10 protein-coding genes are annotated in these 16,564 nt (G+C 63.2%); 1 reads left to right on the forward strand and 9 read right to left on the reverse strand.

The features are described from left to right. Positions 1–5: 5 nt before the first annotated feature. The 3 genes from AB8A50_RS06170 to AB8A50_RS06180 are packed head-to-tail and all read right to left on the reverse strand — an operon-like array spanning position 6 to position 3,765. A complete protein-coding gene (locus AB8A50_RS06170) occupies positions 6–1,526 on the reverse strand; it encodes an amino acid ABC transporter permease (protein ID WP_439077164.1) in 1,521 nt (506 codons plus the stop codon). Beyond that, entirely contained in the window at positions 1,523–2,734 is a 1,212-nt protein-coding gene (locus tag AB8A50_RS06175; protein WP_439077165.1) for an amino acid ABC transporter permease, read from the reverse strand. The genes AB8A50_RS06170 and AB8A50_RS06175 overlap by 4 nt, the downstream gene beginning before the upstream one ends. Before the next feature lie 14 nt (positions 2,735–2,748). Beyond that, positions 2,749–3,765 carry an amino acid ABC transporter substrate-binding protein gene (locus AB8A50_RS06180; RefSeq protein WP_439077166.1) on the reverse strand — a complete coding sequence of 339 codons (1,017 nt, stop codon included), beginning with the start codon at positions 3,763–3,765 and terminating at the stop codon, positions 2,749–2,751. Positions 3,766–4,099: 334 nt separating this feature from the next. Between AB8A50_RS06180 and metC the strand changes: the two genes are divergently transcribed. After that, positions 4,100–5,296, forward strand: coding sequence for a cystathionine beta-lyase (metC, locus tag AB8A50_RS06185; RefSeq protein ID WP_439077167.1), 1,197 nt, complete (start codon positions 4,100–4,102; stop codon positions 5,294–5,296). 26 nt (positions 5,297–5,322) lie between these two features. On the opposite strand, the gene AB8A50_RS06190 is transcribed toward metC, so the two are convergent. From AB8A50_RS06190 to AB8A50_RS06215, 6 genes are read right to left on the reverse strand one after another with little or no spacing between them, the layout of a single operon-like run. Then, on the reverse strand, positions 5,323–5,661 hold the full coding sequence (locus AB8A50_RS06190; RefSeq protein ID WP_089264280.1) for a lipid-A-disaccharide synthase N-terminal domain-containing protein: 339 nt from the start codon (positions 5,659–5,661) through the stop codon (positions 5,323–5,325). After that, entirely contained in the window at positions 5,662–6,417 is a 756-nt protein-coding gene (locus tag AB8A50_RS06195; RefSeq protein ID WP_439077168.1) for a glycosyltransferase family 2 protein, read from the reverse strand. Between the two features lie 56 nt (positions 6,418–6,473). Continuing rightward, complete coding sequence (locus tag AB8A50_RS06200) at positions 6,474–7,316, reverse strand: phosphatase PAP2 family protein (protein ID WP_175368988.1); 843 nt, start codon at positions 7,314–7,316, stop codon at positions 6,474–6,476. After that, the gene (locus tag AB8A50_RS06205; RefSeq protein ID WP_120289647.1) at positions 7,316–9,058 is read right to left on the reverse strand and encodes an ArnT family glycosyltransferase; all 1,743 of its coding nucleotides are present in this window, start codon (positions 9,056–9,058) and stop codon (positions 7,316–7,318) included. The genes AB8A50_RS06200 and AB8A50_RS06205 overlap by 1 nt, the downstream gene beginning before the upstream one ends. 50 nt (positions 9,059–9,108) lie before the next feature. After that, positions 9,109–11,316, reverse strand: coding sequence for a penicillin-binding protein 1C (pbpC, locus tag AB8A50_RS06210; RefSeq protein ID WP_439077169.1), 2,208 nt, complete (start codon positions 11,314–11,316; stop codon positions 9,109–9,111). Then, positions 11,313–16,532: an alpha-2-macroglobulin family protein gene (locus AB8A50_RS06215; protein ID WP_439077170.1), complete on the reverse strand. Its 5,220-nt coding sequence runs from the start codon at positions 16,530–16,532 to the stop codon at positions 11,313–11,315. Before AB8A50_RS06215 ends, pbpC begins: the two co-directional genes overlap by 4 nt. Between the last annotated feature and the right edge of the window lie 32 nt (positions 16,533–16,564).

Below are 16,564 nucleotides of genomic sequence, written 5' to 3' on the forward strand. Positions count from 1 at the left end.
TCACCTCAACTCCGTCGATGCACATTGAGCCGACGCTCGACGAACAACGAATAGCGCGAGATGCCAAAGCACATCACGAAATACATGATGCCGGTAAAGGCAAAACCGGTGAACAGGGTCGTCGGCGTCGACCAATTCGGATCTGCGAACGCCGCGCGGAGCTGGCCGAGCAAATCGAACAGCGCCACGATCGACACCAGTGACGTATCCTTCAAAAGCGCGATGAAGCTATTGACGAGGCCGGGAATAACATGGCGCAGCGCCTGCGGCATCACCACCAGCCGTGTCGTCTTCCACCAAGATAGGCCGAGCGCACTCGCCGCCTCCGCCTGACCGCGCGGGATCGCCTGCAACCCGCCGCGGATCACCTCGGCATTGTAGGCGCCGGCAAACAGCGCGATGCCGATCAGCGCACGCACCAGGCCATCGACAGTGAAATTGCCAGGCAGGAACAGCGGCAGCATGTAAGTGGCAAAGAACAATACGGTGATCAGCGGCACGCCGCGCCAGAATTCGATGAAGGCAATCGAGAACAGCCGGATCAGCGGGATGGTCGAGCGTCGGCCGAGCGCCAGCGCGATACCAACGGGCATCGACGTCACGATGCCGGTGATCGAAACCACCAGCGTCACCAGCAATCCGCCCCAGAGCCGCGTATCGACGATCGGCAATCCGCCACGATCAAGCCGCAGCAGGGCGATGACGACGGCGATGCCAGCGAAGACGGAGATACTGTTGGCCAGCGCACGCCAGCCGCTGCGGAAGTGGCCGTTCAACAAGAACATAAGCAGCGAGACAATGATGGCGGTTGTCGTCAGTTCGAACCAGACAGGTTTGCCATGATTGACGCCTTCGTTGCGTAACCACTCAAACGGCAGCGCGACGAGTTGCAGGCCGTCGCCGAATGCTACGACGCCGTCGCCTATCAGCGTAAGCGGATAACCGATGACAGCAATATCGGACAGAAGGCCGATGCCCCTGAGCCGGCGACCGACAACCGTGATGTGGACCGCGACGGTCGACAGAAAATCCGTGGCCCAACTGATTCCGAAGCCATTGATGCCACCGCCATACAGCAGGAAGAACGTCACGACAGGGAAGGCAAGGAAGAACAGTCCGGCATTCACGCTCTTCGCGGGCAGACGCGGGATCAGCAGCGGCAACAGCAATAGCGCGCCCAGCAGGAAAGTGAGATTGACGCGCCAGCGTTCCGACTCAGGATAAAAGCCGTAGATAAACTGCGTGAACTTGGCCTGCACGAACGGCCAGCAGGCGCCGACGGCGTGGCCAACGTTTTCCGGTAGGCACGCTGTGCGGTCTTGCCCCTGCCAGACGGCGTCGATCAGCAGGAATTTGACCGTGGGGGCAATGGTGAACCACAGCAGCAACAGGCTGACGACAGTCAGCAGAATATTGGTCGGTGAATTCAGCAACCGTGTCTGCACGAAGCCGACGAAACCCGTGCTGCGCAGGGGAGCGGCGCGCTCTGTAACCAGTTCTTTTGCAACGAAGCTGGTGTCGCTCATGCGCCCATGCTCCGCGAGATCCGCCAGCCATAGGCGCTCATGATGGCGCTAGTGACCAGTGAAATCACGAGATAGACCGCCATTGTGATGGCGATGATCTCGATGGCCTGCCCGGTCTGGCTCATGGTCGTCCCGGCAAAGACCGAGACCAGATCGGGATAGCCGATGGCAACAGCCAGCGACGAATTCTTGGTGAGGTTGAGATACTGGTTGGTCAGCGGCGGCAGGATCACGCGCATCGCCTGCGGCACCACGATCAGCCGCAGCGTTGCACCCCGGCTAAGTCCAAGCGATGCGCCCGCCTCGGTCTGTCCTTTATGCACCGACTGGACTCCCGCGCGCACGATCTCGGCGATGAAGGCGGCGGTGTAGGTCGAGAGCGCCAGTGTCAGCGCGACGAATTCGGGAAGTACGCGCAGGCCGCCTGAGAAATTGAAGCCTCTCAGCACCGGATACTCGAATGTCACGGGCTTGCCGAGCACGAGCGCCGTCAGCAATGGCAAGCCGACCAGCAAGCCCAAGGTCATCGGCCAGACAGCTATTACACGCCCATTGGCGAAGAGCTGGTGTCGCGCATAAATGCGCAAGACCACCGCGGCGATGATCGCAACGATCACAGCGACCGCGAACTCCATGAAAGCCTCCGTCCCGATCGGCTTTGGCAATCCAAAGCCGCGATTGCTGAGAAAGAAACTGTCCAGCAACGAGATGCTCTGCCGCGGCTGCGGCAGTGTCGCGAGCACGGCGAGATACCAGAAGAGGATCTGGAACAGCAGCGGCAGGTTACGGATCAGTTCGACATAACCGCCTGCGATCCGCGCCAGCAGCCAATTCGGCGACATCCGGCCGAGGCCGACGATGAAGCCGATAATCGTAGCAAAGACGACGCCGATCAGCGACACGACCAGCGTGTTCACGAGGCCGACAAAGAACACCTGCAGATAGGTGTCGGATTCCGAATACGGGATCAGCGCCTGACTGACCGCAAAGCCCGCGGTGTTTGACAGGAATCCGAAGCCGGATGCGATCTTCTGCGCGGCCAGATTGGAGCGTGCATTCTCGACGATCTCATAGCCGATCCAGACCAGCGCCGTGACAAACACGATCTGGAGCACAAAGCCGCTCCAGCCCGCCTGCCCGCCCAGCACACGTCGCAGTTTTGCAGCGAGTTGCAGCGGCGGTTTTCTGGCTTCGGTCGATGTCGCCACGGGCGATGATGCGCTCAGCGGATCGGCGGTGCGTATTGGATACCGCCCTTGTTCCAGAGCTGGTTCAGTCCGCGCGAGATCCCGAGCTTGGAGCCTGCGCCTACATTGCGGTCGAACACCTCGCCGTAATTGCCGGTCGCCTTGATGATGCGCGCAAACCAGTCCTTGGTGAGGCCCAGCGTTTCACCGAGATTGCCGTCGGTGCCAAAGATACGCTTCAGCTCCGGCTTGTCGGATTTTGCCTGGTCATCGACGTTCTTCTGCGTGATGCCGAGCTCCTCCGCATTGATCATGGCGAACAGCGTCCAGCGCACCACATCCAGCCACTGATCATCACCATGGCGTACCAGCGGGCCGAGCGGCTCCTTGGAGATCACTTCAGGCAACACCGCGTGATCGGCGGGCACGGTGAGCTTCAGGCGTTCCGCATAAAGTTGCGAGAGATCAGCGGTGAAGACGTCACAGCGGCCCGACTCATAGGCTTTGATGGTTTCGTCGGCGGTCGAGAACGCGATGACTTCATACTTCATGTTGTTGCCCTTGAAATAGTCGGCAACATTCTGCTCGTTGGTGGTGCCGGTCTGCAGGCAGATCGAAGCGCTGTTGAGTTCGAGCGCCGAATTCACCTTGAGCGCCTTGCGGACCAGAAAGCCCTGGCCATCATAGTAATTGATGCCGGCGAAGTTTACGCCGAGCGACGTATCGCGCGATAGCGTCCAGGTCGTATTGCGCGACAGCACGTCGATCTCGCCGGACTGCAAGGCAGTAAAGCGATCCTTCGCCGAGAGCGGCACATATTTGACCTTGGTGGCATCATTGAAGATCGCCGCCGCAATGCCGCGGCACAGGTCGACATCGAAACCCACCCAGTTGCCCTTGTCATCCGGCGCCGAGAAACCCGGCAAGCCCTGGGTGACGCCGCAGGACAGCATGCCGCGGTCCTTCACGGTCTTGAGCGTCTGCGCAGATGCGCCTTCCGCGGTCAGACTGGCGGCAAGAGCGAGAGAGAACATCAAGGTTGCGCGTTTCATGTAAGGCCTCTTTGGGGACGTCAGGACGCTCGGTCGACGCAAAGAATTGAATGACGAGCCTACGGATCAGTTCCATAGCCGTGAATGGCCCGACCGGAAAGGCGAACGACAGCAGAGACGATCTAAAAAGACCGCACGAATCAGCAGGAAATCGCAGATTTCGCGGCAGGCCCCAACGTGCCGCGGGGGATCGCGAGGTCCGCAACAGAGAACGATCAGCCAGCCGGGTCAAGGGGTTGACGGCCATCCGCTGTGTCCTCTTAGTGACGGAACCAGCCATTCGGCAACCCAGATGCCAATGGCCTTGCAACACCTGCAGACCGGCGGCCCCATTATGACAGCTTCGAACGATAATCACGGCACCACCTCGCTCAACACGGACACCGTGATCGTCACCGCTGGCCGCGACACCAAATCGCAGCGGGGCTTCGTCAATCCGCCGGTCGTGCGTGGCTCTACGGTGTTGTATCCGACCGCCGACGACCTCCACGCGCATCGCGGCGAGTTTCAGTATGGCCGCCACGGCACGCCGACCACCAAGGCATTGCAGGAAGCGTTGATGGCGCTGGAAGGCCCGAAATGTGCCGGCGTGGGGCTCGTGCCATCGGGCCTCGCCGCGATCTCGACCGCCCTGCTCTCGGTGCTCAAGGCCGGCGATCATCTCCTCGTCAGCGACAGCGCCTATCGGCCGACACGCAATTTCTGCAACGGCATGCTGGCACGCTACGGCATCGAGACCACCTATTTCGATCCGCTGATCGGCGCCGGCATTGAAGCGCTGTTCAAATCGAATACCCGCGCCGTCCTGGTCGAAGCGCCGGGCTCACAATCCTTCGAGATGCCGGATGTGCCTCTCATTGCCGGCATTGCGCATGCGCGCGGCGCGCTGGTGCTCGACGACAACACCTGGGCCACGCCGCTCTATCATCGCTCGCTCGAACAGGGCGTCGATATCAGTATGCAGGCGGCGACCAAATATATCGGCGGCCACTCGGACATCATGTTCGGCACCATCTCCGCCAACGACGCAGCGTGGCCGCTGATCAGCGAAGGCATCAGGCTGCTCGGGACATGTGCCGGCCCGGACGACGTCTTCCTCGCGCTGCGCGGACTACGCACGATGTCGGTGCGGCTCGCTCATCATCAGCACTCGGCGCTGGAGATGGCCCGGTGGCTGGAGACCCGCCCCGAAGTGCTGAAGGTGCTGCATCCCGCTTTACCTAGCCATCCAGGCCACGCCATCTGGAAGCGCGATTTCACCGGCGCATCCGGCCTGTTCAGCATCATCCTGAAGCCGTCGCCGCAAAAGGCCGTCGATGCCCTGCTCGACACCGTCAAGCTGTTCGGCATGGGCTATTCCTGGGGCGGCTTCGAGAGCCTCGTCATCCCGTTCGACTGCTCGGATTATCGGAGCGCTACGACATGGGCGCCCGGCGGTCCGGCGCTGCGGTTTCATATCGGCCTGGAAAGCGTGGATGATCTGAAAACCGATCTGGAGCGCGGCTTGGCGGCGTTCAACGCGGCGCTTTGATCGGCGAGGACGCCAGACGAAGACGCTCAGCTCTCGAGCGTCTTCGATCCGCTGCCGCGGTTCTTGATGATCAGCATGATGTTGCGGACATAGATTACGGTGGCAAAAGCCTGGCCGAGGATGATCACCGGCTCGCGCTTGGCTATGCCGTAGATCAACGTCATGAACCCGCCGGCCATGGAGAAGAACCAGAAGGCCATCGGCACCACGCTCTGTCCGGCGCGTTCGCTGGAAATCCATTGCACGAGAAAACGCGCGGTAAACAGCAGCTGCGCTATCAGGCCAAAGGCGAGCCAGAAATCGAACTTCGCGACGAAGACGTCGTAGATATAATCGCCAAGCGCCTGACCGTATTGAATCAGCATTTATTTGAACTCGGTTGCGACCGGCGTCGTACGCTTGCGGCGGATCAGCCACCAGACGCCAGCGAGATCCATGATGCCGATCCAGAGCCGATCGAAAAAACCATAATTGGACACACCGGAATGGCGCGGCCGATCGGTGACATCGACATAAGCGATGTCGAAGCCCTCACGACGCACCAGCGCCGGGAGGAAGCGATGCAGACCATCGAAATAAGGCATCGACAAGAACACATCACGGCGGAACGCCTTCAGACCGCAGCCGGTATCACGGGTACCGTCCTTGAGGATCGCATTGCGTACAGCATTGGCGATCTTCGATTGGGCTTTCTTGAAGCCGGTATCCTTGCGGCCAACGCGCTGCCCGGCGGCGAGACCAACACGGCCGCCGCCGTCCTGAATGGCTAAAATCAGGTTGGGCAGGAATGCCGGATTGTTCTGGCCATCGCCGTCCAGCGTGGCCACGATGGCGCCGCGGGCGTTGCGCACGCCGGTTCGCACGGCGGCCGACTGGCCCGATGACGCAGCGTGGTCGATGCGACGCAGGTTGGCGCGCGTTTGCATCAACTCGGCGAGCCGTGCTGGCGTCGCGTCGGTGGAGCCGTCATTGACGTAGATGATCTCATAGGGCCAGCGGCCGTCGAGCGCGGCGGTGATCTCGGCGATCAAAGGCGCGACATTGTCCTGCTCGTTGCGCACGGGCACGACAATGGAGACGTCGACGGGGGCAGCTTCGGAAGCGGACAAATCGGAGCTCATGGTTGGAGGGCGGTCCTGCGGGAACTTGTCGCAGCCAGCCCGGCGAAGACCGCTTATTATGGGGCCGCGGTCCCGCGGGCAACCCTTTTGAGATGGCCTGCGGACGGCCCTGGCAGCGGGTCGATCGTGCCGTCCTGGTGGATGGTGAAAGCCAGATGCCGGGCCGCAAACCAGTACCGCACCGTCATGGCTCCGATCCAGCCGACCAGCCCGCCGCCGACCACGTCACTGGCGTGATGCGCCAGCAGGACGAGACGGCTGGCGCAGATGGCGACCGCATAGACGATCATCACTGTGCGCAGCCGCGGCCAGAGCGCGGCGACCGCGAAAGCTAATGCGAAACTGGTGGTCGCATGACCCGACGGGAAACTGGCATAGGCCGGCGTCCAGGCAAAATGCGAAAAGTGGAACGGGTCCGCGGCGCCGCTGACGAATGGCCGGCCGCGGCCGAGCATGCCTTTGATGATTTCAGCCACGAAGACGGAGAGCGCGACCGACAGGAAGATGTACTGAATGCGCGTGCCGAAGCTGACAAGTACGGCGCGCGACGTGCCGTGCCGCAGCGGCGCCAGCAGGGCCAGAACGATCATAAACGCGAACAACGCCAGCAGGACATATTCGTCCTTGCCGAAGTCAGTGAAGATACGCAGCGGCCACAGGCCAGCCGTGCCCCGCGCCGGCATCAGTCCGATCTCGGTGGCATCGACGATAAACATCAGTGCGATGATGATCACGGCTGTCACGGCGCCAAGCGCCAGCGAACGGCGCGCCCAATAACGAGCAGCTTCGGCTCGCCGCGAATGCGACGGTGCGCGAACGAGCTGTGCGAACGACTGCCAGACCAGCGCAACGAGTTGCGACAGATAGGTCTGTGGCTGCGATTTGTCCGGGGCTACCATTACTCGGTCCCTTCGGAGCGATAGATCGCCACCGAAATCGCTTTGCCCTGCGAGAAGTTATAGCCGTCGATGCGGGTTGCCATGTTGTAGCGCAGGCCGATGGCCTCGGCGCGCATCGCGAACTGGCGTTCTGAACGCAATTCGACAAGCGCGAAGCGACAGCTGCCCTGCCCGAGGAAATCCGCCGCGCCGGCACCATCAGTGAGTTGTGTGGATGTGCCGGTCATGAACACCAGGCTCGGCTCGTGATATCCCGCTGCTGCAGCCTTGGGACCGACGCAGACCACATTACGCAGCGCACGTGCGATCTGCACACTCGGAAACAGCGGTCGGAGCGACGGCAGCAGCACGCCATAAAAGGCGGCGCTCATGAACAATGAGGCCACAACCGCATTCAGCAACGAGCGTTCTGCGCGGGCGTTATCATACAGCCACCAGGCAAACAGGCCGAACACCAGTGCTGCGGCGGCAAATGGCCACGCCAGAAACACCGGGTGGCGGACGATCGCGACGGCACCGATCTCGGCGACCACAGCGGTTAGCGCCGGGATCGCGAACCACCAAGCCGCGCCGCGCGCCAGCCAATTGCGCGCCAGCACCTGGCGTTCAAGCGCGCCGATGACGAGGATGGCTATCGCCGGATAGAGCGGCAGCACGTAATGCGGCAGCTTGGTCATCACGACTTCGAACACGATCCAGGATGGGATCAGCCAGGCCAGCAGATATTGTGCGCCGGGCTCGCGGCGCGCGCGCCAGATCGCCGGCGTGGCCATACCGGCCAGCGGTGCCCCGGGCCAGAAGGTAATCCAGAACAGCAGGAAATACATGCCCGGAGGCGCGCCGTGGGATTCTTGTGCAGCCAGTTTGCTCAGCATGTCGCCACCGAGCGAATTGGAGAAGAACGCTTGCCCCGACTTCAGGAAGATCGCGACGAACCACGGCAGCACCAGGAACAGCATCCAGATGACGCCGACCAGCGGCCGTAATCGCCACAGCCATGCGACCGAGCGATCCATGATCGCCAGCGCAATGATCGTCAGCCCGACGAACATCAGGATCAGCGGGCCCTTGACCAGAATGCTGATCGCCATGGCCGTCCAGAACACCGCCGGCTCCTGCCAGCGCGACTTGTCGGCCTCCTCGCCACGCTGCCACGCCAGGTAAATTCGCGCCATCGCGCCCATCACGGCAATGACCGTCAGCAGCAGCATGGCGTCGGTCTTGGCGAGCCGGGCCTCGACGTTGAGCAAGACCGAACTGCACATGATCAACGCAGCCAGCACGGCGCCGCGCCGCGCCAGGAAGGCCAGCGCGGTCCAATAGGTCAGCAGCACTGCACCAATGGCGCCGATCAGCGATGGCACCCGATAGAGCCAGATGCGGACTTCGGCGTTCTGCAAGCCCAGCGCCTCGGCGGTCTCGACCACGGCCGCCTGCATCCAGTAGATGCCGACCGGCTTCTTGTAGCGGACCTCGTCCTGGAACCGGATGTCGACGAAATCGCCGGTCTCGACCATCTGCTTGGTCGCCTGCGCAAAACGCGCTTCGTCGCGGTCAATCGGCGGGATGGTGAAGAAGCCCGGCAGGAAGAACAGGAACCCGCAAATGGTCAGGAACGCGACTGCGCGGGCATGGCCGGAGCTGACGAAATCCAGCACGCGCACCAGTCTGCTGCCTGGATCGACACGGGTTTTCGGCTCGCGCGGGGCGCCAAATCGGGGTCTTGGATAGGTCTCGGCCATGCCTGTCGCATACGCTGAAACCGCCGACCGGACAACCAGTTAGCCCGTGCTTATTGGATTCTGACCACAACTGTGTCTGCGGTGCCCATGGCGTCCATGACCGTCAGCCGGACGAAACCCGGACCAGGCGGATCGACCAGCCGCTGGCGCCGGCTGTCGAGTTCCCCGGCGGCCATGCCGTTGACCAGAACGGTCATGGGCAGCACCCCGCCGGCCACCTTGACCGGTACGGCCGAAAGCTGCCCCTCGCCGCCACTGGCATCGATCCGGGAACCGTTCAGCGGGAACTGGATGTGCAGGGCCTGATCGCTGCCGGTACGGATCAACTCGCCGACCGGGCGGAACCGGCGCAGCGGCAGCGGCAATTTTGCATTACTGGCCATCAGCACGCCCTTGGGCGCCTTCGGCAACGAAGCCGGCAGCTTGCCGGTCCGGGCAAAGGCATCGAACAGGATCGGAGCCGCCGCCGTACGACCGACCAGGCCGGGCACCGGCGCGCCATCGGGCCGGCCGACCCAGACGCCGATAGTCATGCGTCCGTCGAAACCGACCGACCAGGCGTCGCGATAGCCGTAGCTGGTACCGGTCTTGAAGGCGATCCGGTTATGCGCGGCATTCTCCGGCGGCGGTGTGCCGATCAGAACATTGCCAACCTGCCAGGCTGCAACCGGGTCCATCAGCCGCAAGGGCTCGCGATCGTCGCCGCCATTGGCCTGCATGATCTCCCGGAGCGGCTTCGAACTGCCGAGCCGCGCCACGCCCGTATAGAGCTGGACGAGGTCTTGCAGCGTAATACCGACGCCGCCGAGGCCCATGGCCAGACCGGGCGCCTCACCCGGCGGCAGCAACAGATTGCCGCCCGCCTGTTTGAGCCGTGACGACAACCGCGACGCGCCAACACGATCCAGCAGCGCAATAGCCGGCACATTCAGTGAGAGCTGCAGCGCCTTGCGCACCGGCACGGTGCCCTGAAAGCTCATGTCGAAATTTTCGGGCGCGTAACTGCCGAAGCGCACCGGCCGATCCTCGATCAGGCTTTCCGGATGCACGAAGCCATCTTCAAAGGCGAGGCCATAGATGAATGGCTTCAGCGTCGAGCCCGGAGAACGCACCGCGCGGGTCATATCGACCTGCCCGGCGCGGCGATCGTCGAAATAGTCGGGCGAACCGACATGGGCGAGCACGTCGCCGCTCTCGTTGTCGACTGCGATCAGGCCGATGGAGATATTGTTGCCCAGTGCCGCCGCGCGATCACGCGCGAGGCCTTCAAGCGCACGCTGGATACCCGCATCGAGCGCAAGCCTGATAATCGGGCGATCCTTGTGCAGTGATGTCGCCTGATCCGCCGAATGCGGCGCCAGGATCGGCATCGGCTTGCGCAGCTTTGGCACGCTGACGGATTTCGCCTGCATGGCATCGGCAGCCGACACCCTGCCCTCGCCGACCATACGTTCGAGCACGCGGTCGCGCGCCACGCGGGCATTGCCGGGATGGCGATCAAGCCGGCGGTGTTCCGGCGATTGCGGCAACGCTACGAGCAGCGCGCTCTCTGCCAACGACAGCCGCTTCGGCTCCTTGCCAAAATAGGCAATCGACGCAGCGCGGATACCTTCGAGATTGCCGCCGAACGGCGCCAGCGCCAGATAGAGATCGAGGATCTGGTCCTTGCTCATCTGCCGCTCGATCTGCAGCGCACGGACGGCTTGTCTGATCTTCGCCGATATCGAGCGTTGCTGCCGTGGTTCGATCAGCCGCGCAAGCTGCATCGTGATGGTCGAACCGCCCGACACGATCTCGCCGCGGGTGACGAGCTGCAGCGCGGCGCGGCCGAGCGCCAGTGGATCGACGCCATGATGGCTGTAGAAGCGCTTGTCCTCATAGCCGAGCAGTATGTTGAGATAGCCGGGGTCAACGGACGTCCTCGCGTCGACCGGCAGCCGCCAGCGTCCGTCGGTCATGGCATAGGCGCGCAGGAGCTTGCCGTTGCGATCGATAACGGTGGTGGAGATTTTGCGGGCCTGGTCGAGCGGCAAAGGGCCGAGGGAGGCCACCCACGCGGCGGTCGCTGCACCAGTCAGGACCACAACTACGGTGGCAGCGGCGACAGCCTTTCGGATAAGCCACCAGCCTCTCCTCACGTCGTGGCCGGGCTTGTCCCGGCCATCCACGTCTTGCCCACGATCCACACAAGAATACATGGATCCCCGGGACAAGCCCGGGGATGACGGAGTGTGTGGTGTGGACGTGCCCTCGCTCATTTCGCCTTCGCGACCTCGACACTGCCCGTCCCCGTCCGCCCGTAGCGTGACGGATTATACATGTCCTCTACATAGGCCTGCGGCAGGACATACTTCCCGGGCGACACCGCGCGGACGATGTAGGCGACGGTGAACACCGCCTTGTCGTCGCTCTTCCGGTCGATCGCCGCTGTGAAGCGGTCGTCGCGAAATTCGGTGTTCTCAGGTTCTTCGCCATCCTCGATCCAGTCCAGCGTGCCGCTGTCGCCCGACGACACCAGATGCGGATTGTCGATCTCGAAACCGGCCGGCAGATAGTCGGCCACCATGATGTGCCCATACTCCGGCTTGGCTTCGGTAATCTTCAGCACCACGGCGAAGCGATCATTCTGTTTCGCCTTGGTGACATCTGCGGGCTTGCCGTCGAGCGTGAAATAATTGCGCTCGATCTTGAAGCCGTTGGACGCAGCCGGTTCCGGCGTGATCGGCGAACCCGACACCGAGACGACGGCCTGCACCGGCGTATCGCCAGTGTTGGTGATCTTGATCGGCTGGCCCGCCATCTCCGCGGCCTTGTAACTGCGATAGAGTGCGGTCTTCACCGGCGAACCGTTGACGTCCAGCGCCAGCGTGTTGGCTTCCTTGGCCAGCGCACGCGACGCCAGCACCAGCCACGCATTCTCCTGCGTCGAGGTGAAGGGCGTCAGGCCGCGCGCGGCCTCGACACGCTGGACCGCCTGCGTCAGCGTTGCACGCGGCGCATTGCCTTCGCTGGCCAGCGAGACCAGTGCTGCGGCATCACGGAGCGCCGAACCGTAATCGACGCGGCCGAATTCGATGGCCGGCTTCGGTGCGAGGCTTTCGACGGCCGCCGCATAGACGCGTTCGGCCCGGGCGCGGTCACCGACCAGCGCCAGCGCCGCTGCCAACTGCGACTTGGCGATGGGCGTCGCCAGGTTCTTCAGCTTGGTGTCGGCGAGATAGCGCAAATCGCCGATCGGCGCGGTACCGTTCTTGGCCAGCACATAAAGGCCGTAAGCGAGATCGCGACCGCCGTCCTTCTCCGGTTCGTCAGCATTGACGACCGAATTGCGCACGCGGTCCAAAGCGGCACGGAACAGCACATCCGGCACCACAAACCCCTTCTCGCGAGCGCGCGTCAGGAAGTCCGTCACGTAAGCGTCCAGCCAGGCATCGTCGCCGCCCGCCGACCACAGGCCGAACGAGCCGTTCGAGCCCTGACGTGCCAGCAGTCTGTCGATCGAGTCCTTGATACGCTGGTCGACGCCGGTGTCCATCGCCAGATGCGCGCCGGCGGCGAGGTCGTTGACATAGAGCAGCGGCATCGCACGGCTGGTGATCTGTTCGGAGCAGCCATAGGGGTAGCGATCCAGTGCCTTCAGGATGGTTGCCGCATCCAGCGCCGTGGACAGGCTGACCGACAGCGAGACGCCGCCGGTGCCCGATACGAGATCGGAGAACATGTCCGATGTCAGCGTCAGGCTCTCGCCCTTCGCCAGCGTGCGGATCGAGCGCCGCGCCAAGACCTGCGTCGCCGCCTTGACGTCGAGCACATAGTGCCGAGCCAGTGTCAGCCCGTTCGGTCCCTTGATATCGACGTCGAACTGCGCCGTGCCTGCACCGGATGCATCGATCGCCAGCGCCATCGAGGTCCGCTGCTTGGCGGCGAGCTTGATCGTCGTGGCCGGATTGCCGGTCACCTTGACGGGGCCGGAGGTCTTTACAGCGATGGTGTAATCGCCCGGTGCGCCTTCGACATTGTCGAGATCGAAGCTCATGGTGCCCTTGTCGCCGGACAGCAGGAACCGCGGCAGCGTCGCCGTCAGGACTACGGGATCGCGCACCGTGACGTCCACGGTGGCGCGGCCGAGTTTGGTCGCGGTCCAGGCCACGGCCATCACGCGCGCGGTGCCGGCGAACTCCGGAATCTCGAACTCGATCTGCGCAGTGCCGTCGGCGGCCACGGTGACGATGCCGGAATACAACGCCATCGGCTTCTGGGTCGGCGGCGAGCCCTCGATCTGCGCGCCGGCACTATCACCGCCAGTGCGCAACTGGCCGCGGGTACCCTGCATGCCGTCGATCAACTGCCCATAGATGTCGCGAATTTCCGACGTCATGCGGCGCTGGCCGAGATAATAGTCATCCGGCGCCGGCGGCTTGTAATTGGTCAGGTTGAGAATACCGACATCGACGGCGGCAACGACGATCTTGGCGTCCTCACCGGGATTGAGCCCGCCGAGTTTCACCGGCAGCTTCAGCGTCGAGCTCGGGCGGATCAGCGCGGGCGGCGACAGTGCGACGTCGAGCGTGCGTGCTCTTTTGTCGATACCGAACCACTTCAACCCGATGGCGCGGCCGGGCATCCGCTTGGCGGCGGCATCGAGAGGTCGGCGCAGCGTGGCCACCACATAGGCACCCGTGCCCCAGTCCTTGCCGACCGGGATCTTGATCTGCGACTGGCCTTCCTTGACCTGAATGCTCTGGGTCGTCAGCAGGCGGTCGCCAAGCACATTGATTGTCAGAAGACCGGCTGTGCGGGCATTGACCGAAACGATCATGGTGTCGCCCGACAGATATTCCGGCTTGTCGATCGATGTCTCCAGCAGGTCCGGCGTGTCGGCGCTGCCGTCGGAATACCAGCCGATATCGAACTGCACCGAGGTGATCGGACCGTCAGCTTCATTCGATTTCACGTCGAGCCGATAGCGGCCGGGCTGCGGCTGCAGCGAGATGCGGGCCGGCGCATTGGCGGCGATGGTGAGATCGCCATCGGCGACGCGCTTCGTCGATTTGACTGGTTCATAATCCCAGGACGAATTCTGCCGATACCACTGGTAGCGGGATTCCATCTTCAGCAATTCGTAGCGCAGTCCGCTGCGGGCCAGCGAGGTTCCCTCCGGCGACACGACCACCACGTCGAAAGCGGCGTTGTCCCCCTCGGCGACATTCTTGTCCTTGAACAGTGGCTTCACGCCAATCATCGGCGCACTCGGCGCAACAGGCAGCACGAACTTGCGCTCGACGGCGCGGCCGCCGGATTCGGTCATGCGGATGAAGATCTGCGCCTCCTGCGGCCGCGTCGAGGACGGCGGCTTGGCGAGGCTAACCGGGAACGTCGCGACACCATTGGCATCGGCCTCCGGCAGGCCTTCGATCGGCGTCCGCTCATTGCTGGCGCTTTCCTCGTCGGCAACGCCGAACTGGTAGCCGGCGAATCCTGGGCGGTTCGCGGCAGGGCTGACAAGCAGATCGCCTTCGAGCTGCAGGCCCGACGCGGGGGCGCCGTAGAGGAAGCGACCATCGACTTTAAGTTCTACAGGAGCATCAGCTTTGATTAGCTTGTCCTTGGAAGATATATCGAATTCAATCCGATCCGGGACGTAATCCTCGACCATGAAAGTGGTCTCGCCAACCGACGGCGCCTTTGGATCGGTGAAGGCACGAACGCGCCAGGTGCCCGTTGGAACCGCCGAATTCAGTGGCAGCGTCAGGCTGCGACCGCCTGCGCCTTGGTCCTGCAGGACAGCGCGGCGAAACTCGACGCCATCCGGACGCTCGACGACAAGGGTCATTGGGCCCGAGGTGACGGCATTGCCCTGTCCGTCACGTAACAGCGCGGTGAGATAGACCGTCTCGCCGGAACGATAGACGCCGCGCTCGGCATAGACGAAGGCATCGGCACCGGCAGGAACCGCACGGCCGGAGACGCCACGATCGCTGAGATCGAAGGCGTTCGATTTGAGACTCAGGAACGCATAGTCGTTCTTGTCTGATGTCACCGTCAGCAATGCTGGCGACAGACCGCCCTCGCCCTTGGCGAGCCCCGCCTCGAACAGCACATGGCCGGAGTCGTCGGTCTTCCTGGTCGCAAGAATCTCGTTGTTGCGCGCGACCAGCCGGACGTAGGCTTTGGTCATCGGATCGGTCGAAGCGAGCGAATTGACGAAAACGTGGATGCCGTCATTGCCCGAGAAAGCCGTGAGACCAAGATCCGACACGATGAACCACTGGGTCGCCAGCGAGCCGTCGTCATCGCCACTGCCAGACCCCGGACCCTTGGCCGCCGCGGTCATGACATAAACGCCGGGCTGCAGCTCGCCGATGGCCTGATCGACGGGGAATGCCGTGGTGACGTCGGCATTGAGCGTCGACGCCGTGGCCAGCTCGCCGGTCCAGACCTTCATGCCGCGCTCGTCGCCGAGGCTCTCAAGCTGGTACTTGCTCAGTGCCGTCTGGAAGTCGCTGCCGATGACGGTGTTGATCAGATTGCGGTCGCCGATCCGGAACACATTGACGGTGACCGCCTGGGTATTGACCGAGACCACGGGGATACCCTGCTGGCCCGTGCGCGGCAGCACATAGGCGCGGCCGGTGAAACGCACGAACGGCTTGCGATCACGCACATAGATATTGAACTCGGCCGATTTCGGCAGGCTCTCCTTCACCGTCGACGGCAGACCGGCGCGCAGGTTGATATTGTAGCGCTCGCCATGCTTGAGGCCCTCGACGCAGAGCTGCTTCTCCTCGGAGGTCAATGCCGGCTTGTCGCTGCCGGCGAGCGCCAGGAACGGCGCGAAATCGACCCGCTTGGCGAGTTCTTCCGAGAACTGGAAACAGGCCCGCGGCGAGGCGGAATCCGAGTCCACTGTGTAATCGAGCAGCCGGAAGCCGTGATCGTCGCGCAGCTTCTCGTATTGGCCGCGGACATCGGCGACCTCGCGCATCTCGAGCGACAGGCGCAGCGCGTCCAGTGCCGGGCGCCACAGTTTGCGTTCTTCCATGGCCCGGCCGAGCACGGCCAGCGCCTCGGCCTCCTCGCCGGCATTGCCGGCGCGCTGATAGGCGATATAGGCCGCTGTCGCAGCCCGCTCGCGCAGGAAGGTGGTTTCGGACGAGGTTGCCGGGCGGATCTGGAAGATCGTCTTGGCGAGCCGCAGCCAGTTGGCGCTGTCATCGGGCGCAATCGCCACGATCTGGCCCAGCGTCTGCAGACCGGCCCGGAAATCCGAGCGTTTGAACGCGGCGTCCGCGTCGGTGCGCAAAGTTGCCGCGCTCTTGGCGACAGGCCCCGCCTCGCTCTTGATCTGCGCCTCGAGCTTGATCGCGGAATCCGCCAGCTCATCCCGTCGGAAAGCCTTGTCGGCCGCGTGAGCCGAGACGAGGCCGAACGCCAGCGTGGCGCAGACAGTGACGGCGCGAACCAGACCAATCATGGACAACTCCCCTGCACGGACGAATGCCGCCT

Origin of the sequence: Tardiphaga sp. 841_E9_N1_2 (assembly GCF_051811065.1) — a bacterium.
Taxonomy (GTDB): domain Bacteria; phylum Pseudomonadota; class Alphaproteobacteria; order Rhizobiales; family Xanthobacteraceae; genus Tardiphaga; species Tardiphaga robiniae.